The sequence below is a fragment of the Rhizobium ruizarguesonis genome, from assembly GCF_012349115.1.
GTDB lineage: Bacteria > Pseudomonadota > Alphaproteobacteria > Rhizobiales > Rhizobiaceae > Rhizobium > Rhizobium ruizarguesonis.
Genome location: NZ_PQIG01000144.1, coordinates 15,710 through 35,085, shown reverse-complemented (window position 1 = coordinate 35,085; position 19,376 = coordinate 15,710). Strand labels below are relative to the sequence as shown.

17 protein-coding genes are annotated in these 19,376 nt (G+C 61.5%); 11 read left to right on the top strand and 6 right to left on the bottom strand.

Features of this window, described 5'->3' with window-relative positions; all coding sequences use genetic code 11:
• Positions 1–108 precede the first annotated feature (108 nt).
• The 3 genes from C3Y91_RS36620 to C3Y91_RS36610 all read right to left on the bottom strand — a co-directional run bounded on the left by C3Y91_RS36620 (position 109) and on the right by C3Y91_RS36610 (position 3,007).
• Entirely contained in the window at positions 109–654 is a 546-nt protein-coding gene (locus tag C3Y91_RS36620; RefSeq protein ID WP_075224766.1) for an EVE domain-containing protein, read from the bottom strand.
• Positions 655–657: 3 nt separating this feature from the next.
• A complete protein-coding gene (locus C3Y91_RS36615) occupies positions 658–1,029 on the bottom strand; it encodes a VOC family protein (protein ID WP_024321314.1) in 372 nt (123 codons plus the stop codon).
• 163 nt (positions 1,030–1,192) lie between these two features.
• The gene (locus tag C3Y91_RS36610; protein ID WP_024321313.1) at positions 1,193–3,007 is read right to left on the bottom strand and encodes a monovalent cation:proton antiporter-2 (CPA2) family protein; all 1,815 of its coding nucleotides are present in this window, start codon (positions 3,005–3,007) and stop codon (positions 1,193–1,195) included.
• Between the two features lie 119 nt (positions 3,008–3,126).
• On the opposite strand from C3Y91_RS36610, the gene C3Y91_RS36605 reads away from it, so the two are divergent.
• From C3Y91_RS36605 to lpxK, 6 genes are all read left to right on the top strand, one after another.
• Positions 3,127–4,473, top strand: a complete 1,347-nt coding sequence (locus tag C3Y91_RS36605) for a TldD/PmbA family protein (RefSeq protein WP_168576409.1) — start codon at positions 3,127–3,129, stop codon at positions 4,471–4,473.
• Positions 4,474–4,655: 182 nt separating this feature from the next.
• Complete coding sequence (locus C3Y91_RS36600) at positions 4,656–5,465, top strand: 3'(2'),5'-bisphosphate nucleotidase CysQ (protein WP_024321311.1); 810 nt, start codon at positions 4,656–4,658, stop codon at positions 5,463–5,465.
• 62 nt (positions 5,466–5,527) lie between these two features.
• Positions 5,528–5,776: a DUF4170 domain-containing protein gene (locus C3Y91_RS36595; RefSeq protein ID WP_017962996.1), complete on the top strand. Its 249-nt coding sequence runs from the start codon at positions 5,528–5,530 to the stop codon at positions 5,774–5,776.
• Between the two features lie 171 nt (positions 5,777–5,947).
• The gene (gene waaA, locus C3Y91_RS36590; protein WP_018070144.1) at positions 5,948–7,267 is read left to right on the top strand and encodes a lipid IV(A) 3-deoxy-D-manno-octulosonic acid transferase; all 1,320 of its coding nucleotides are present in this window, start codon (positions 5,948–5,950) and stop codon (positions 7,265–7,267) included.
• A 9-nt stretch (positions 7,268–7,276) separates the two neighbouring features.
• Positions 7,277–7,999 (top strand): HAD family hydrolase, encoded by a 723-nt coding sequence (locus C3Y91_RS36585; protein ID WP_018070143.1) that lies wholly within the window; start codon positions 7,277–7,279, stop codon positions 7,997–7,999.
• A 103-nt stretch (positions 8,000–8,102) separates the two neighbouring features.
• Positions 8,103–9,176 carry a tetraacyldisaccharide 4'-kinase gene (lpxK, locus tag C3Y91_RS36580; RefSeq protein ID WP_024321310.1) on the top strand — a complete coding sequence of 358 codons (1,074 nt, stop codon included), beginning with the start codon at positions 8,103–8,105 and terminating at the stop codon, positions 9,174–9,176.
• A 51-nt stretch (positions 9,177–9,227) separates the two neighbouring features.
• Here the strand turns inward: lpxK and C3Y91_RS36575 are convergent, their stop codons facing one another.
• Complete coding sequence (locus tag C3Y91_RS36575; RefSeq protein WP_018070141.1) at positions 9,228–10,112, bottom strand: GntR family transcriptional regulator; 885 nt, start codon at positions 10,110–10,112, stop codon at positions 9,228–9,230.
• A gap of 99 nt (positions 10,113–10,211) precedes the next feature.
• Between C3Y91_RS36575 and C3Y91_RS36570 the strand changes: the two genes are divergently transcribed.
• The 3 genes from C3Y91_RS36570 (at position 10,212) to C3Y91_RS36560 (ending at position 13,027) form a co-directional block, all read left to right on the top strand.
• On the top strand, positions 10,212–11,270 hold the full coding sequence (locus C3Y91_RS36570; RefSeq protein ID WP_018070140.1) for an ABC transporter permease: 1,059 nt from the start codon (positions 10,212–10,214) through the stop codon (positions 11,268–11,270).
• Positions 11,267–12,031, top strand: coding sequence for an ATP-binding cassette domain-containing protein (locus tag C3Y91_RS36565; RefSeq protein WP_017963002.1), 765 nt, complete (start codon positions 11,267–11,269; stop codon positions 12,029–12,031). The genes C3Y91_RS36570 and C3Y91_RS36565 overlap by 4 nt, the downstream gene beginning before the upstream one ends.
• 78 nt (positions 12,032–12,109) lie before the next feature.
• Positions 12,110–13,027 (top strand): sugar ABC transporter substrate-binding protein, encoded by a 918-nt coding sequence (locus C3Y91_RS36560; RefSeq protein WP_168576408.1) that lies wholly within the window; start codon positions 12,110–12,112, stop codon positions 13,025–13,027.
• Between the two features lie 507 nt (positions 13,028–13,534).
• Here C3Y91_RS36560 and C3Y91_RS36545 read toward each other — a convergent pair.
• Together C3Y91_RS36545 and mutL are read right to left on the bottom strand one after the other, a co-directional pair.
• Positions 13,535–13,765: a DUF2093 domain-containing protein gene (locus tag C3Y91_RS36545; protein ID WP_003588271.1), complete on the bottom strand. Its 231-nt coding sequence runs from the start codon at positions 13,763–13,765 to the stop codon at positions 13,535–13,537.
• A gap of 171 nt (positions 13,766–13,936) precedes the next feature.
• Positions 13,937–15,739, bottom strand: coding sequence for a DNA mismatch repair endonuclease MutL (gene mutL, locus C3Y91_RS36540; protein ID WP_018070139.1), 1,803 nt, complete (start codon positions 15,737–15,739; stop codon positions 13,937–13,939).
• 183 nt (positions 15,740–15,922) lie between these two features.
• Here mutL and C3Y91_RS36535 point away from each other — a divergent pair, with 183 nt between their 5' ends.
• Positions 15,923–17,644, top strand: coding sequence for a response regulator (locus C3Y91_RS36535; RefSeq protein WP_130764986.1), 1,722 nt, complete (start codon positions 15,923–15,925; stop codon positions 17,642–17,644).
• A gap of 331 nt (positions 17,645–17,975) precedes the next feature.
• Positions 17,976–19,340, top strand: a complete 1,365-nt coding sequence (locus C3Y91_RS36530; protein ID WP_018070137.1) for a putative bifunctional diguanylate cyclase/phosphodiesterase — start codon at positions 17,976–17,978, stop codon at positions 19,338–19,340.
• The last annotated feature ends 36 nt before the right edge of the window (positions 19,341–19,376 follow it).

Below are 19,376 nucleotides of genomic sequence, written 5' to 3'. Positions count from 1 at the left end.
CTTAGAGTAATTCCAGGAAAAGTGCGAAGCGGTTTTCTGCCCGGAATTGGGTAAAAACAAAAGGCTCTGTCGCTCGGATTGGCCGTTGGTCCACGGATAAAGGCTTGGTCAGCCGAAGTTCGGTTCGATAGCCCGTGCAGACCCGCGCGAAGATGGACGGGTCAAGGAAGCGGAGGCTGGAGCCCGTGCGATTTTTCGGGAGCTTCGGAGCCGGTCGGGCAGCTCAAATTGCTCGGGCGTACTGAGCATCGCTTCGGCTATCAGCTCGGCATCGTTTTTGTCGATCTCGAAGAAACCAAAGCGGAGTTGATAACCCCAGCTTGCCCGACCGCGTGTGAAAGAAAGTCGGCCGAGTAGTGGCCGGATAGGAGTTTCCATGGCCGGCCACCAGGCGACATCCCGCCTCCAGGGGCGGAAGTCGGGGTGAATTTCCATCTGATATGCATCAGTTTCCTCGACCATGCCAATTGCCGTGAACGCTTGCAGCCGATCCCTGCCGCCAAATGTTTCGGTCGGCGAATAGTAGATCACGCGGTCACCAGGCGCGCTCCGCCTAAGCGGAGCGGCCTTTCCGTGACAGACCTGCATGAAGCCAGCTTCGCGCCCGATGCGTACATGGTTTGCCGATGCCACTGCGATCCAGTTGCGGGACATGTTTCAACCTTCCGCCACGTTATAGACGCGCAGGCGATGCCCGTCGGGATCCGCTGCGACGAAGGTGCGGCCGAAATCGAGGTTGGTCGGCGGCAAGAGGATGGTCGCGCCCTTGCCCTGCCATTCGGCGTGAAGCGTATCGACCGTGTCTGCTGTCGCCACCTTGAAACCGAGGTCGCAGCCGCCGCCCGTCGCAGCCGACGCCGGCTCGACTCCCGTCTTGCTCCAGAGTCCAAGTGCCAGACCCGAAGGCAGGATGAACATGGCGAAGGTCGGGCTGGCCTCAACGGGCTCCTGCCCGAGCAGTTGGCCATAGAAGCTAGCGCTCTTTGGCGCGTCGGTTACGAAGAGTAGAATGCTATTGCTTTCGATCACGGCAAGCTCCTGTTGTCAGTCAGGAGCACCTCTACCGAGACATGCTGACAGATTCTGGCAGTAGCGTTTGTCCCGGCGGTGCCTTTTAAATCGTCTCCAAGTCGTGGTTCGTGTCGGATCTGGCCTTTCGATCCGCTCAAGCTTCACACCTCCTGGAATCGATCTACGCGTCCGCCGCTGCATCCGCGGTGCCGGCCAGCGGATCGTCCTCGAAGGGATCGGCAGCGCGCTTCGGCTTGACCAGCGGTTCGGGGCGGACGGGGTGGGAAAACAGCATGTCGCGCCCGGCCTGTAGCCCTTCGGACACCTGCAGCACCAAGCGTGCCTCGTCGCGCTTGCGGATATCCTCGCCGATTTCGTAGGCGGCGACCTCGGAAACGCCGAGCGCCTCCAGTGTTCGCCGTCCGAAGAGCAGGCCCGATTCCAGCGTTTCACGCAGCTCGTAGTCGACACCCTTGTTGCGCAGTTCGATGGAGTGGATGCGGTCGTAGGAGCGCACGTAGAGCCGCGTGTGCGGATAATCTGCTTGCACCAGCTCTACCACCTTGTCGGTGACTTCTTTCTTCTGCGTGCAGACGAGCACGATCTTCGCCCGGTCGATGCCGGCCGAGCGCAACACGTCCTTGCGGGCGCCATCGCCGAAATAGATGCGGAAGCCGAAGGAGGAGGCCTGGCGGATGCGGTCGGCCGAAAAATCGATGACGGTGACGCTGCGCCCGCCGGCAAGCAGGATCTGGGCGGCGATCTGGCCGAAACGGGAGAAGCCGACCATCAGCACGTCGGCGCCCGCACCCTCGAAATCCTCGTCCAGTTCCTCCTGTTCGTCGCCGCGCAGCAGCCGCTTCGAAAGGGCCGCCCCGATCGGCGTCAGTGCCATGGACAGCGTGACGATTGCGATCAGCAGCGAGGCCGTGCTCGTCGACATCAGCCCGACCGCACCTGCCGCGGTGAACAGCACGAAGCCGAATTCGCCGCCCTGCGGCAACAGGAAGGCGATGCGGATCGCATCGTTGTGCGGGGAGCCCGAGATCCGGCAGAGCCCATAAATGACGATCGCCTTGACGGCCATGATGATCGGTACGGCGACGATGACGAAGAGCGCGTTGTCAGCGAGGACGTCGAGTTCCAGCGACAGGCCGACGGCGATGAAGAAGATGGCGAGCAGCACGCCGCGGAACGGCTCGATATCCGCCTCCAGCTCATGCCGGTAGGAGGATTCGGCAAGCATCACGCCGGACAGGAAGGCGCCCATCGCCATCGAAAGCCCGGCAAGCTGCATCAGGCTCGCCGATCCCATGACGACGAAGAGGGCGGCGGCGATCATCGCTTCCCGCGCGCCGGTCCGGGCGATGATCTGGAAAAGCGGCGTCAGCAGGTAGCGCCCCATGACGATCATCGCCGCAACCGCGCCGACAGCGACGGCGAAATCGAAGAGCGGCGCGTTGTTGCCCTTGTCGCCGCCGTCGAGGATGGTGATCAGCGCCAGCAGCGGCACGATCGCCAGGTCCTGGAACAGCAGCATCGAAAAGGAGCGCTGCCCGTATCTCGTATTGACGTCGCCGTCGCCCTCGAGGATCTGCATGGCAAAGGCCGTCGAAGACAGCGCCAGGCCGAAGCCGGCAACGATGCTGCCGCGCCAGTCGAGAACCTGGGAAAACCAGGCAAGTGCGGTCAGCGCCAGCCCCGTCACCACCACCTGCGCCGTGCCGAGGCCGAAGATGTCGCGCCGCATCTGCCAGAGGCGGGTGGGTTTCAACTCCAGTCCGATGATGAAGAGCAGGAAGACGACGCCGAGTTCGGCGACATTGAGGATCTGTTCGCCATCGGTGATGCCGTGGAAGACCGGGCCGATGACGATGCCGGCGGCGAGGTAGCCGAGCACCGTGCCGAGCCCGAGTTTCTTGAAGATCGGCGCGGCGACCACCGCGCCGCCAAGCAGCAGGATCGTTTCGGAAAAAAGGGCATTGGGCGCTGACATGCTGGCAATTTCTTTCAACGGCGGGGAGCAAGCAAGCAGCCCCGACAAAGAATCGGTGGCGGCGGCCTTGATGCTTTGGAGAGTGCACAATAAATGGAAGCCGAAGGAAAGGCCAAATCATGTCCTCTGAAATTGATTCCTCGACACTTCTTTCCCGCGCAAGTCAATTGATCGATCTGGCAAGGAAGGCAGGGGCCGATGCCGCCGACGCTGTCGTCGTCCGGTCGCGCTCGCAATCGGTCAGCGTCCGCCTCGGCAAGGTCGAGGGCACGGAATCCTCCGAAAGCGACGATTTTTCCCTGCGCGTCTTCATCGGCAAGCGTGTCGCCAGCGTTTCGGCCAATCCGGGCTTCAATCTCCAGGCGCTGGCCGAACGCGCCGTCGCCATGGCCAAGGTTTCCCCGGAAGACCCGTTCGCCTGCCTCGCCGATGAGGCGAGCCTTTCGAAATCCTATCCCGACCTGCAATTGCTCGACACCACCGAGGTCTCCTCCGAGATGCTGCGCGAGGCGAGCCTTGCCGCAGAAGCAGCCGCCCTTGCGGTCAAGGGCGTCACCAATTCCTCCGGCGCCGGTGCGTCGGCCGGCATGGGCGGCCTCGTTCTTGTCACCTCGCACGGTTTCGAGGGCAGTTACATGGCCTCGCGTTTCGGCCATTCCGTCAGCGTCATCGCTGGCGAAGGCACCGGCATGGAGCGCGATTATGATTTCGACAGCCGCCTCTATTATGCCGAGCTCGACGACCCCGCTGAAATCGGCCGTCGCGCCGGCGAACGGGTGATCAAGCGTATCAATCCGCGCCAGGTGCCGACCGGCAAGGACGTCACGGTGATCTTCGACCCGCGCGTCGCCCGCGGCTTCGTCGGCCATATCGCCGGTGCGATCAATGGCGCTGCCGTCGCCCGCAAGTCCAGCTTCCTGCGCGACAAGATGGGTCAGCAGGTGCTGAAGTCAGGCCTGTCGATCACCGACGATCCGCTGATCGTGCGCGGCCCTTCCTCGCGACCCTTCGACGGCGAGGGCGTGTCCGGCGAGCGGCTGGTGATGATCGAGGATGGCGTCTTGAAGCACTGGTTCCTCTCGACCTCGACCGCGCGCGAGTTGGGTCTGGAGACCAACGGCCGCGGCGTGCGCGGCGGCACTTCCGTCTCGCCCTCCTCCACCAACCTCGCCCTGGAACCCGGCGACATCGCGCCGGAGGATTTGATCCGCAGCGTCGGCAACGGTTTCTATGTCACCGAATTGATCGGCCACGGCGTCAACATGATCACCGGCGAATACAGCCGCGGCGCCACCGGCTTCTGGATCGAGAACGGCGAACTCACCTTCCCGGTCTCCGAAGTGACGATCGCCTCGAACCTCAAGGAGATGTTCATGCGTCTGACGCCGGCAAACGATATCGATCGCAAGTTCGGCGTCGCGGCCCCCACCTTCGCCATCGAAGGCATGACGCTCGCGGGGCGCTAGAGCATGTCTCGCAAAAGTGTGCAGCGGTTTTGCGATAACGACATGCGGAAAAGCAAAGACCTAAAGCGTGGCAAGCGAATCTGAAAGATCGCGACGCGCTTTAGAGCATGATGCCGAAAAGTGTGAGCGGTTTTTGGACGATATCCTGCTCCTGCTATTGAATTGAGAAACGGATTGACGGGATGAGCGATAGGGAAAAGGCCCGCTGGCAGAGCGATCTCTCGCTGATCGCCGATGCTGCGAAAGAGGCGGGCGCCGTCGCTTTCAGCTTCTTCAACCAGTCTCCTGAAGTCTGGTGGAAGAATAAGGATCGCTCTCCCGTCAGCGCCGCCGATTTCGCCGCAAACAAGACGCTCGAGACCATCCTGCGCAAAGCCCGGCCGGATTATGGCTGGCTGTCGGAAGAAACCGACGACGATGCCGACCGTCTGTCACGCGAGACGCTGTTCATCATCGATCCGATCGACGGCACGCGCGCCTTCCTCGGCGGCCAGAAGGTTTGGTGCGTCAGCGTCGCGGTGGTTCATCGCGGTCGGCCGGTCGCCGGTGTGCTCTATGCCCCGGCGCTCGAGGAGTTTTATGAGGCGGTTGAAGGTGGCGTGGCGCTGAAGAACGGCGTGCCGTTCACCGTCTCGGCCGCCGGACCGGAAGAGATGAGCCGCCTTGCAATCGGCGAAGACCTGCTGAAGGCCTTTCCGCCGGAGTTTCGCGACCGGGTCACGCGCGAGAAATACATTCCTTCGCTCGCCTATCGCATCGCCATGGTGGCAGACGGTCGTCTCGAAGGCACCTTCGTCAAGGGCAATTCACATGATTGGGATCTGGCCGCCGCCGATCTGATCCTCGTTTGCGCCGGCGGCGGTCTCGTCGACCTCGAAGGCCAGCCGATCGTCTATAATCGCCCCGAAGTGACCCACAAGGTCCTCTGCGCGGCCCCGACGCCCCGCCTTGGCGAATTCCTCGCGGCCTTTGCGGGGCGACGAGACAGTTGACGTTTCCGTCAAAATCCCGCAGATGGGGTGGCGGAGGAGAATAGGCAGAAAGAGAACAAAAAATGACTGAATCCGGTGACAAGAAGCAGCTTTTGCATCTCGTTTTTGGCGGCGAACTGGAAAGCCTCGATGACGTCCAGTTCCGTGATCTGCAGGGTCTCGATATCGTCGGCATTTTCCCGGATTATGCCACGGCGCTGACAGCCTGGAAGGCGAAGGCGCAGCAGACGGTCGACAATGCGCATATGCGCTACTTCATCGTCCACATGCATCGTCTCCTTGATCCGCAGGAAAAGGCCAAGGGCAACTGACCTCGACAAGTGCTACAGGCCGACCGCTCGGCGAGCGGGGTTTTCGTGCATCGGACGCCCGTCGATCCGGATTGCTTGACGCAATCTGAACAAATTGATCGGTCATTGCGGCCGCAACGATAATGAGGGAATGGGTTTGATGTCGATCGGTTTGGATCGGAGGCTGGCGCAATGAGTTCCCGAATGGCGCGGTTCGGTCTGAGCGCATATCGTCTGGCGGGAACCGTTGCCTCTCCTGCTGTCGGCCTTTATCTCCACTACCGCACGGCCAAGGGCAAGGAAGACCGGGCGCGTCGCCTGGAACGCTTCGGCTATCCGAGTGCCAACCGGCCGCAGGGCCCGCTCCTCTGGTTCCACGCTGCAAGCGTCGGTGAAACCAATGCCGTCATCCCGCTGATCCGCGAAATCCGCCGCCGCGACATTCATGTCGTCCTGACGACCGGCACCATCACATCCGCCAAGCTCGCTGCCGAGCGCCTCGGCCAGGAAGCGATCCATCAATATGTGCCGCTCGACCTGAAGCCCTCCGTCAGCCGTTTCCTCGACTATTGGCAGCCCGATTGCGCCATCATCGCCGAATCCGAGATCTGGCCGGCAACAGTGCTGGAGCTTGGCCGCCGCCGCATTCCGCAGATCTTGATCAATGCCCGCATGTCGGACCGCTCCTTCGCCCGCTGGCGCCGCCGTCCGTCGATCGCCGAAGCCTTGTTCGAGAATCTCGCCCTGGTCATCGCCCAGTCGGATGTCGATGCCGAACGTTTCCGCGATCTCGGTGCTGTCCCCGTCATCACCTCGGGCAATCTGAAGGTCGACACCGACGCACCACCTTATGACAGCGCTGTCTTCGCCCGCTATAAGAAGCAGATCGGCGAGAGAAAGACCTGGGCGGCGATCTCGACCTTCGACGGCGAGGAGAATGCCGCCGCCATCGTTCATCGGGCGCTGAGGGAGCGCGACCGGCAATTGACGATCATCGTGCCGCGCCATCCCGAGCGCAGCGACGAGATCGAGGCGGCCCTGGTCAAGCAGGGGCTAAAGGTCGCCCGCCGCACCCGCGACGATATCTTGTCCGCCGATGTCGATATCTTCCTCGGCGATACGATCGGCGAAATGGGTCTCTATCTCCGGCTGACGGAAATCGCCTTCGTCGGCCGCTCGCTCTTTGCCGAAGGCGGCCAGAACCCGCTGGAGCCGGCCATGCTCGGCTGCGCCATTCTCTCCGGCGGCCATGTGCAGAATTTCCGCGAGGCCTATCAGAAGCTTGCCCGCAGCGGCAGCGCCCGCATGGTGCGCGATACCGAAATGCTGGCCAAGGGCGTGCATTATCTGCTGACCAATGACGAAGCCCGCCGCACTATGATCGAAGCCGGCATCACCGCCGTGCACGAGATGCGCGGCGCGCTGACTGCGACAGTCAAGGGGCTGGAACCCTATATCAATCCGCTGACGGTGAAGGCGCGGCTGCTGCCCAAGACCGCGGCCCAGGTCTGAGGAGCTAAGATGTCGGCTGCGACTGGTATCAAAGGCATCCTCTTCGATAAGGACGGCACACTGCTCGACTATGATGAGAGCTGGCTGCCGGTCAACCGCGAGCTTGCCCGCATCGCCGCCCAAGGGGACGAGCTTCTCGCCAACCGGCTGCTTTCCGCCTGCGGCATGAATCCGGTGACCGGCCATATCGTTCCCGACAGCCTGCTTGCCGCCGGCAATACCCGCCAGATTGCCGAGGGTCTCGTTGCCGCGGGTTCGATGGTCGATGTTGGCGAGCTGACGGTCCGCCTCGACGATCTCTTTTCCAGCGCCGCCGAATTTTCCGTGCCGGTGACCGACCTTGCCGGCTTTTTCGCCCGGCTGCATCGGCGCGGCTTCAAGCTCGGTGTCGCCTCCAGCGACAATGAACGCTCGATCCGCCAGACGGCGGAACGCTTCGGTTTCGCCTGCTATGTCGATTATATCGCCGGCTACGACAGCGGTTTCGGCGTCAAGCCGGAGCCAGGCATGGTGCTCGGCTTCTGTGCCGCGACCGGTCTTTCGCCGGCCGAGGTCGCCATGGTCGGCGACAACAATCACGATCTGCACATGGGTCTGAATGCCGGCACGGGCCTGAGGATCGCGGTGCTGACCGGCACCGGTTCGCGAGAGACGCTTGCCGCCGCGGCCGATCATGTGCTCGATGATATCACCGCCATCGAGACGCTGCTGCCGGATCTGCAGCCGGCCTGACGGGTAAGGGCTTGCATTTTTTCAGGTTTTGGCTTCTCAATCCCGCCGTCGAGAAGCAGGGGACTGGCCGTAACAGAGGCGGGCAGGGGAGCGGGACGGCAAGATGATATCCGAAGCGCCGCCGTTCTGGTGGAGGAAAGCCGATTGGCGGGCCTGGCTGCTGCTGCCGCTTTCTTTTCTCTATGGCCGTATCGCCGGCCACCGCATGGCCCATGCGCGCCGCGCCTCCGTTCCCATTCCGGTCATCTGCGTCGGCAATTTCACCGTCGGCGGCGCCGGCAAGACGCCGACGGCGCTGACGATCGCCCGTGCCGCCAAGGCGAAGGGGCTGAAGCCCGGCTTTCTCAGCAGAGGATACGGCGGCTCGCTCGATGTGACGACCGTCGTCGATCCCGATCATCACCGGGCGGGCGCCGTCGGCGACGAGCCGTTGCTGCTTGCCCAGGAAGCGCTGACGGTGATTTCCCGCCGACGCGTCGAGGGTGCCGCACGCCTGGTGGCGGAGGGCGCCGATCTCATCATCATGGATGACGGTTTCCAGAGCGCCCGGCTGGCGATCGATTATGCCCTGCTCGTCATCGACGCGACCCGCGGCCTCGGCAACGGCCATATCGTGCCCGGCGGCCCGGTCCGCGCGCCGATCCGCCAGCAGCTGCGTTCTGCGACGGCGCTGCTGAAGGTCGGCGGCGGCAATGCCGCCGACAGGATCGTCCGCATGGCGGCGCGCGCGGCAAAGCCGTATTTCACCGCATCGCTGAAAGTGCGCGGCGACAATACGCTGGCCGGCACGAGGGTGCTCGCCTTCGCCGGCATCGCCGATCCCGCCAAATTCTTCCGCACGGTCGAATCCCGCGGCGTCGAAATCACCGTCGCCAAGTCCTTCGGCGATCACGAGCACCTGACCGAGGAGGAGATCGACGACATCCTGACGACCGCCGAGCGGCAGGGCCTTCTGATCGTCACCACGTCCAAGGATTTCGTCCGCCTCTCCGGCCATCACGGCAAGGCGGCGCAGCTTGCCGAAAAGAGCCGGGTGATTGAGGTCGACATGGTATTCGAGGATCACCTCGCCCCAAGCCTCATCATCGACCGGGCGATCGCCGCTTGCCGCGAGCGGCGCCTGCGGGAGATGAAGGCCGGGGTTAAAGCGATTCCAGGAAAGGCTGAACCGCTCTGACAGGCTGCTGCAAAACGCATCGTCCTGCGCACATCTCTGCATGCAACGCTATCACGCGATCGAGTGAAGCAAAGTTTCGCGGGCGGAAGTCAGATGCAACCGGCATGCGCGATCGATCAACGCGATATTCCGGCTTTCGAGGGCTTCGATCAGCGCGAGATGTTCCCCAATGGCGACCTCATTCCGCGCGCGTTCATCACGCTTGTTCCACTGATAGTGATAGTGGAAGACCATGGCTATCACGTCTTGGAAGCTTTCGATAAAGCGGTTTGGCGCGACTGCCGTAATCAGCCGGTGGAAGCGGCTGTCCAGCTCGGAGAAATCCTGAAACCGAGCGTCGATATCCGCGAGCAGTTCCAAATGTGCCGCCCGCATAGATTGGATCTGCTTCCAGACCGGCGACCCGTCGGGCAGCGTAGCGAACAGCCGTGCGGAGCGCATTTCGAACATTTCTCTGATCTCGAACAGTTCGAGTGCGAAACTGGCGGTGAACCCTTTAAAAACCCAGCCTGCATTCTGACGTTTCTCGATCAGCCCATATTTCTGAAATCGATTGAGAAACTCACGCACGATCGTTGTCGCGACGCCGAATTTCCGAGCTAATTCCGCCTCATTGATTTCTGTACCCGGACAGGCATCGCCGCGCAGCATCCATTCCATGAAACTCGTCTCGACCTGTTCCGAAATGGCTAAGGTCTCTTCCTTCGGATAGCGCTCTATCTGCTGCGGCTGTTCACCTATGATCCGCCTGTGCGCTTCAGATATGATGATCCCACGTGCGGACATCCCGGCCAGCACCTTCCGCACCGTTGTTCTGCTCACGCCAAGCTGGGCGCGCAGTGCATTTTCGGACGGCAATTCCTCCCCAAGATCGAGCGTCCGAATGATATCGATCATATCATTGAATGCCCGCTTGAAGGTCGTATCCGTTCTCATGGCACAACTCCTGGCATGATTACTTATCCATAAAAAACAAGTTGACGCACGTGTATCATATGTTTCTTATGTATAAAAAACGGGGGAGGCTAGGGGAATTTGGAAGACTCCGGGATTATGCCTCAGAATTCGTCCCGGCCTGGTGGTTCGCAAGATGCAACCTTCCATCCGAGACAATCCGGCATCACATTCGGACTGAAGCTATTGAGCCTTGGGCCTCTATTGATCCTGATTATGCTCATCGCCGTCGTCAGTTTGATCACGCCGGCTTTTCTCAAGCCCGTTAACCTGGGGAACATCCTGGCGCAGACAGCAGTGATTGCTGTTGTGGCAATGGGGCAGCAACTCGTTATCCTGACGCGCGGCATCGACCTGTCTGTAGGCTCGAATCTGGCGCTAGCAACCGTCATCGGCGGACTTGTCTACCAGCAGGTTGATTCCTCGATCGTCGTCATTATCGCCATGCTGCTTGCCGGCGCTGCTATCGGTGCGGTCAACGGCCTGGTCTTTGTCTATGGCCGGCTGCCACACCCCTTTATCATTACACTTGCGACCTTGAGTATCTGCCGTGGCCTGGCACTTGCATTGGCGCCCGGCCACACCACCATGCGCGGGATGCCCGATGCGGTGACTGCAATCGGCGGCGGTACGACGCTTGGTGTGCCCAATTCCTTCTTTGCCGTCGCGATGTTCGGGCTTCTTTTTCTGATCCTGACGAAGTCGATGGTCTTTGGCCGATGGATCTATGCGGTCGGCGGCGCGCCGAGTGCCGCCAGAAGCATGGGTATACCGGTAAAGGGCGTCCTGCTCGCAACCTACATTATTTGCGGCTTTTGTGCAGGTGTCGGCGCGGTGCTGCTCGCAGGACGGACCGCTGCCGCCTCGCCAATCTACGGCAATCTTTTGGAGCTCGACACGATTGCTGCGGTGATTATCGGTGGCGCCAGCTTCCTTGGCGGACGAGGCCATCTCGGCCACGCCCTGATCGGCGCCGTGCTGATCGGCGTCATCCGCAACGCCCTTAACCTTCTAGGGGTCGACGTGTTCTTTCAAATGATCGCGATTGGGCTCGTCATTGTCATCGCCGTAGAGGCCGACGTGCTTCGTAACCATCTCGAGGCGCGCGCGCGTGTGCTTCAATCGGCGAGAGTGCAATGAACCCTGCATCTACCACACCGGCCCTTTCGGTTCGAAACGCCCAGAAGCGCTTTGGCGCCATCCATGCCCTGAAAAATGTAAGCTTTGATGCCTATGCAGGTGAGGTAACCGCGCTCTTGGGTGACAACGGCGCCGGCAAGTCGACGCTCGTCAAATGCATCAGTGGGCTTCATAGTCTCGACGAAGGAGAGATCCTCGTGGATGGTGCGCCCGTATCGCTCCATTCAACGGCGGCGGCCCGCCGCGCCGGTATTGAAACCGTCTATCAGGATCTGGCGCTTTTCGACAACCTGACCCCGGTACAGAATTTCTATTGCGGACGAGAAATCTCTTTCCCCTCTTGGCTGCCGCGCCCGCTCCGCTTCCTCAACACCGGCGCGATGAAGCGGGAGGCAGCAAGTGTCATCGATCGCCTGAAGGTTAAACTGCCGAGATTCGACGCGCCGGTCGCGCTGATGTCTGGGGGGCAGCGACAGGCTATCGCGGTCGCGCGCGCCATTGTTTTTGCGCGCAAGCTGGTGGTCCTTGACGAGCCAACGGCCGCCCTCGGTCTTCGCGAGTCTCGCCAGGTTCTTGACCTTATCCATCAGCTCAAAGCCGACGGCAATGCCGTGATCATCATCACGCACAATATGGAGCATGTCGTCGAAATCGCCGATCGGGCGGTTGTGCTGCGGCAAGGTCGCAAGGTGGGTGAACTGAAGCCGACTGAAGCGAACAAGCAGGACGTTGTCGCCATGATTGTCGGCGCCGAGGCTTAAGGGAGATCGCTGCTTCGTTGGGGCAGCGGACAACGAGATCGCTCTAGAGGAGGGCGGTCGAAACATGGGAGATCTATCATGAAACCGCAATCCCTGCTGGGAGCTCTTGCGCTCCTGGCCGTCGCTGCAGTGCCGGCCTTGGCGCAGGAGCCGGTCAAGCTCGGCTTTATAACCAAATTCCCTGTACCGTTCTTCGCAACAATGGAGAACGCCGCCAAAGATTATGCGAAGAGAAATCCCGGCGTCGAGATCATCTACGGGCAGGGTACGTCAGCAACCGACATCGAGGGCCAGATTGCACAGATCGAATCCATGGTGACACGAGGCGTGCAGGGCATTGCCCTCACGCCCGTCGATCCTACCGTGTCCACTGCGCTGGACAAGGCGGTGGCGGCCGGTATCAAGGTCGTGCTGATGGATAACAACATTCCGGATTGGAAAGGCAGGACGGCGCTTGCCACGACCAATAATTTCGCTGCGGGCAAAATCGCCGGCGAATATCTCAAAACTGTTCTTAAAGCCGGCGATACGCTCGGGATTCTCGAGGGCGTGCCCGGTGTGCCGGCGCTTGATGACCGCGTGAACGGTATGCTTGAAGGGCTGAACGGCCTTGATGTCAAGATCGTCGGGAAAGGCGCAACCAACTGCACCGAGGAGCTCGGGATCAGTGTCGCCGAGGATCTGCTCACGAAGAACCCGGATCTCAAGGCCATTTATGCCGCTTGCGGCCCGCCCGCTGCTGGCGCGGCGCGCGCAATCAAGAACGCTGGCACTGCCAATGACAAGATTGTGCTAGTCGGTTTCGACTTCTGCTGCGGCGAAGAGGACGCGCTGAAGAGTGGAGTCGAGGATGCGTCGGTGGCGCAGTTCCCCACCAAGATGGCCGAACTCGGTGTGGATGCGCTGGTAAAATCGATTCGCGGAGAGAAGGTTGAGTCTTTGATCGATTCCGGCGCTGCGCTCGTGACGCCTGAGAATATGGCAAAATTCAAGTGAACCGTTGCCCTATGTCGATCGCGTAGGCGGGGAGTCAACCTCCCCGCTGTCGGGAATGATATCGTCGAGCCCTGCGGCCCGGAGCCACGTTGGCCAGTCGATACGGACGTTGTCGTGGATGAGCCTGTGATATTTCAAGTCGCCGGGTGACCGGGGCGGATATTCTCCCTGCAGCAGCTCCGGGCTGCAGACCGGAGAACCATCTCAGCCAGAACCTCCGACGGGGATCGCAACATCTAGAGCCTTTCCGGGTTAGATTGAAGCATTCTGTTGGCTCAAACGGAGTCGGATGGTCGACCGGCTGGCGCGCGTCGTAGCCCATCTCTACGGCCAAGCCGGCCGGTCGATCAGCCGGCCCGTTTCAGCCAACCCGAAGGGCCGGGCATCTTTCCGCCAGGATCAGAGGCGATCGGCTCGGACGTACCAAGGGGTATGCCCTTCGCCAATCGCCTCTGCCCTGACGAAAACCTGCTCCGGCAGAATGCTTCAATCTAACCCGGAAAGGCTCTAGCGCCGCTGGTTCGGCAGCACGCCGGCGCGTTTGTCGGCTTCGATTGCCGAGATCACGTCAGCATAAGGTTCCTGCCGGGCGACGCTCCAGTAGCGTAACTCGTCGAGCGGGATCTGTTTTCCCGTCATCGCGCAGACGACATAGGAGCCGGGCGAGAGAATCTGGAAATCGCCATCGAGATACCGGATCTTCGCTTCGCGGTTTCCGTGCCCTTCGAACAAATTCATGCGCTCCGTTCCCTGCCGTCTGTCATTAGAGCATGTCGCGCAAAAGTGTGCCGCGGTTTTGCGATCACGACATGCGGAACACCAAAGCCCTAAAGCGTGGCACGCGAATCTGAAAGATCGCGACACACTTTAGTCTGCCATACTCCCGCAAGGGCTGCTTTTCCAGCTTTTTTAGCTTCTGCCGAAAAGCCGTTCGATATCGCTGAGCTTCAATTCGATATAGGTCGGCCGGCCGTGATTACACTGGCCGGAGCCGGGCGTCACTTCCATCTCCCGCAGCAGCGCGTTCATTTCCTCCGGCCGCAATCGCCGTCCGGAGCGCACCGACCCGTGGCAGGCCATGGTCGCCGCCACATATTCGAGCTTGGCCGATAGGCCTGACGCCGTGTCCCATTCGGCAATCTCGTCGGCGAGCTGGCGGATCAGCCCGTGCGCATCGACCTCGCCGAGCATCGCCGGCGTCTCGCGCACGGCGATCGCACCGGGGCCGAAACGCTCGATCGCCAGGCCGAGTTCGGAAAGCTCGGCGGCATGCTGCATCAGCCGGTCGCAATCCTCTTCCGGAATATCGATGATCTCGGGGATGAGCAGCACCTGCGAGGCCAGCCGCTTCGAATGCAGCGCCTTGCGCATCGCTTCGAAGACCAGCCGCTCATGCGCGGCATGTTGATCGACGATGACGAGCCCGTCCTCGGTCTGGGCGACGATGTAGTTTGCGTGGATCTGCGCCCGTGCCGCGCCGAGCGGATACCGTGCATTTGGTTCGGGCTCTGCCGGCTGCGGCGAAAACTGCGGCTCGGCTCGCGCCGTCGGCATTGAAAGTCCGTCGAAGGACGCCTGGGGCCGCTCGCCGAAACCCGTTGTCGGCTGATAGGGCCGGGAGGGCGACGTTTCGGCCGACCATGCCGTTTGCGGCCGCTGGCTATTCGGCTGGAAGCCGGGGCGGAAGGAACGCAGCATGTCGCTCGCTCCGGTCGTCGCCGCCCGGCTGCCGTCACGCGCCAAGGCCTCGCGGATGGCGCCGACAATCAGGCCGCGCACCAGGCCCGGGTCGCGGAACCGCACGTCGGATTTTGCCGGATGCACGTTGACGTCGACGAGAGCGGGATCGAGCGTGATCGACAGTACCGCCACCGGATGGCGTCCTGAAGGGATCGTCTCGGCATAGGCGCCGCGGATCGCCGAGAGGATCAGCTTGTCCTGCACCGGCCGGCCGTTGACGAAGGCGTATTGATGGGCGGAGTTGCCGCGATTGAAGGTCGGCACGCCGGCAAAGCCGGTGAGCGAGATCTCTTCGCGCACGGCGTCGAGCGCAATGGCGTTGTCGCGGAATTCCTTGCCGAGCACCTGCGCCATGCGCGCCAGATGATCATCGCCGGTCGCCGGGAATTCCAGCGTCGTGCGGTCCGAGCCCGACAGCACGAAGCGCACGGCCGGAAAGGCGATCGCCATGCGCTTGACGATCTCGGTGATGGCGCCAGCCTCGGCTTTCTCCGTCTTCAGGAATTTGAGGCGGGCCGGTGTGGCAAAGAACAGGTCGCGCACTTCGACGATCGTCCCGGGGTTAGCGGCAGCCGGCCGCATATGCGCGATCTTGCCGCCGGCAACGGCGATCTCGTGGCCGCCGGCGCTGTCGCGTCTGCGGCTTGCAATGCTGAGCCTTGCAACCGAGCCGATCGAGGGCAGCGCCTCGCCGCGGAAGCCGAGCGTGCGGATATCCTCGAGCGTCTCGGAGATCTTCGAGGTGCAGTGACGCCTGACCGCCAGCTCCAGGTCGGCAGCATCCATGCCGGAGCCATTGTCGCTGACGCGCAGCAGCGCCTTGCCGCCGCCAGCCGTGGCGATTTCGATGCGCGTCGCGCCCGCGTCGAGCGCGTTTTCGATCAGTTCCTTGGCAGCGCTCGCCGGCCGTTCGATGACTTCGCCGGCGGCGATCTGGTTGATGAGCGTTTCGGAGAGCTGTATGATGGCCATGGGCCATTTTCGGGGATTCGCGGGCCGGAGGGAAGGGGTTTCGATGCGCTTTCCCAAAGCGTGATCACGGCCATCCCCGAATTTGGGGGTGGCTAGTGTTAAGCCGGTTTTAACATAAAAATGGCATTTCTAATCACATACTTCCGGAAGCTGTGAAATCGAACAGATGTGGGACGCAACAGAATGAGTGCCGGCTTCGAAAAGGCGGACACATCATCAGAAATCGATGGGTCTCCCGCCGAGGCCGATCTGCAGACGGCGCTTTTCGATGTGGTGTGCGACAGCCTTTCCGCAGCTTTCATCATCTACGACAAGAACGATCATCTGATCTTCGCAAGCCGCCAGACCCTCGAATTCTTTCCGCTGCCCGCCGAAATGCTGAAGCCGGGCACACGGCTTCGCGATTTCCTCGGCGCAATGTACGACACCGGCATTCGCCAGCAGTATGATGTCAGGCAGGGCGGCTCTCTGAGCCGCGAAGACTGGCTGTCGGAGAAAATCGCCTCTCATTGGCGCGAACGCTTCGACGCCGTCGAGCGCCATGGCACCGACAGCTGGGTCCGCTTCGTCAAGCGCAGGCTGCCGGGCGGCTACGGCGTCACCATCATCTCCGACATTTCCGAGAACAAGAAGCGCGAAGAGCAATGGCGCTCCGATCTGGAGCGCGTGCAGCTCACCGAGGACATTCTCGACAATCTGCCGTTTCCGCTTTTCGTCAAGGATCGCAACCTCACCTATGTCGCGGTGAATCTCGCCTTCTGCGAGAAATATCAGACGAGCGCTGACGAGGTGCTCGGCCGTAAGAGCGGAGATCTTTTTTCAGAGGAGATCGCCAAGCGCTTCGAGGAGAGCGATCGCCACGTGCTGGAGACCGGCGAGATGTCGGTCTCCCGCCAGCGTCAGATCTCCCGCGACGGCAGCGAGCGCGACATCGTCAGCCGCAAGCACCGCATCGGCAAGCCCGGCCGCTATTTCCTGGTGTCGACCATGCAGGACCTGCCGCGCGACGGCGCCGATCTCGACGAGTTCGGCCAAGCGTCCGCGATCACCGCCTCCAGCAATCAAAGCTATCGCCGGGCCTATGTGCCGGTACCAACCGGCGTCGAGCGGCGCGAACCAGCGGCGATGGAAGCGATTGTTCCGGAGAATTTCTCCGGCCGCAAGGTCCTCGTCGTCACCGCCGACCTCGCGGCCGAGACAGCCGCGCTACGGACACTGACGAAATACGGCTTCGAATCCTCCTCGGTCCGCGGCGAGGACGAAGAGGAGCGGTTCCTGGAAATCGCCACCTCCTCCGGCATCTCGCTCGATCTTTTGATCATCGACAACCAGATGGGCATGCGCTGCCTCGAGCTTGCCGAGCAATACGGCATCCCGGCGCTCGTCATGGACGGCTTCCAGATCGCCAACGAGCTCACATTCCAGATCGCCCGCCATTTCAATCGCAACAGCCGCAGCGCCGCCGGTTCGGATGCGGATTGGGAAATCAGCACTTCCGACGATGTGGTCGGCCTGCAGATTCTTGTCGCCGAAGACAACGATATCAACCAGATCGTCTTCTCGCAGATCCTCGAAGGCCTCGGCTACCGCCATATGCTTGCAGCGACCGGCGACGAGGCCGTGCGCCTCTGGGCCGAGCACCGGCCGCAGATCGTGCTGATGGATATTTCCCTGCCGGGTTTCAACGGCTTCGAGGCCGCCCGGCTCATCCGGCAGATGGAGGAAACCGGCGACGGAACCCACACCCCGATCATCGGCGTGCTCACCCAGGCCTTCGAGCGCGACCGCGCCGAATGCGTCAAATCAGGCATGGACGACGTCATCATGAAACCCGTCAGCCCGGACATGCTCGAAATGGTATTTCAGAAGTACCTAATGGGCGAGGCCTTGCGGGCGCGAAACTGAAGCATGTCGCGCAAAAGTGTGCAGCGGTTTTGCGCTAACGACATGCGTAAAAACAAAGACCTAAAGCGCGAGGAGCGAATCTGAAAGATCGCGACGCGCTTTAGAGTAATTTCAGGAAAAGTGTGAAGCGGTTTTCCGTCCGGAATTGCGTAAAACAAAATGTTAGAGCGGTTCGGCGCTTCCATGAGAAGCTGAACCGCTCTAACCGAAATACCCGTCAACTCCCTAGATTTTGGGCGTTTTAGGCGGCACAGGCCGCTGATTTCCTATCGAATTGTTAAGACATGCCGGTCATTCTTTTGCATAGCTGCGGGGGAAAGCTCGGGTTTGCATGATAAAATCGGCGGAAATAGCTTTCTTGACCGTGGGTCAGAATGAGCTTCAGGCGATGGCCTACACCGATCCGCTGACCGGATTGGGAAACCGCAATCGTATGCGGGACAAGGTCTTGCAGATCTCTTCCGAGCGCGCCAGCGATCCGGCCCCCTTCACCATCGGCATCGTCAACCTCGACAGCTTCAAGCCAATCAACGACCTGTTCGGCTCGACAGCCGGCGATGAAATCCTCTGCCAGGTCGCCCATCGTCTCAGGGCCTGTATTCCTGATGGCGCGCTTGTTACCCGCCACGATGGTGACGAATTCGCCTTCGTGCTGCCGTTGATCTTCGAGCGGGCGAGTGCCGAGAAATTCGGCCAGATGATCCGCGAGGTGCTATCGGCCCCCTATGACCTCGGTGACCGCAATGTCCGTCTCTCCGCTTCCCTCGGCTTCTCCATATATCCGTTCGCCGGAGAGGATTGCGAGGAACTGCTGAAGAGCGCTGAAACTGCCCTCTACCGTTCCAAGCGCCGCGGTCGCGGCCAGATCACTGTCTATTCGCGCGAGATCGCGCAGGAAATGAAACGCGCGACGCAGCTGGAGCAGGCGCTCAGAAACGCCATCATCTCGGATGCGATCGACGTGCATTTCCAGCCGATCGTCTCGCTGTCCAACAATCAGGTCGTCGGCTTCGAGGCGCTCGCCCGCTGGAACGACCCCGATCTCGGCTTTGTGTCGCCCGGCGTCTTCGTGCCGCTCGCCGAAGAGCGCGGCTTCATCGATGCGCTGTCGGAGGCGTTGCTGCGCAAAGCCGCCGAAGCAGCACTTTCCTGGCCGCGCGAACTCTTTCTGTCGTTCAATCTATCCTCGGCCCAGCTGATGGATCCGGGCACGAGCAGCAGCGTCCTGTCGATCCTCGGGCGCGTTGGCTTTGATCCGCATCGCCTGGAGCTGGAGATCACCGAGACCGCGGTGATGAGTTCGGCCGACACCGCTCATCGCATCATCGCCGATCTGCGCGCCGCCGGTGTGCGCATCTCGCTCGACGATTTCGGCACCGGCCAGTCGAGTCTCGGGCGCTTGCGCGACTTCATCTTCGACAAGATCAAGATTGACCGTGCCTTCGTCTCGCGCATCAATTCCGATCGCGCCTCCGAACACATCATCAAGGCGATCCTTACCATGTGCGAGGGTTTGGAGCTGGAGGTCGTGGCGGAAGGCATCGAGGATTATGCGGAGGCAGTGAAGTTGCGCATGCTCGGCTGCGGCATGGGCCAGGGCTATCACTTCGGCCGTCCGGCCGATGGTATCGCCACGCTACGCTTCCTGCACGAGAACTACTACGATCCGACCGTGATGGAGCGTGTCAGCGCATAAAGCGATGGCGCCCCTAGGAGCGCCATCGCCTACGCT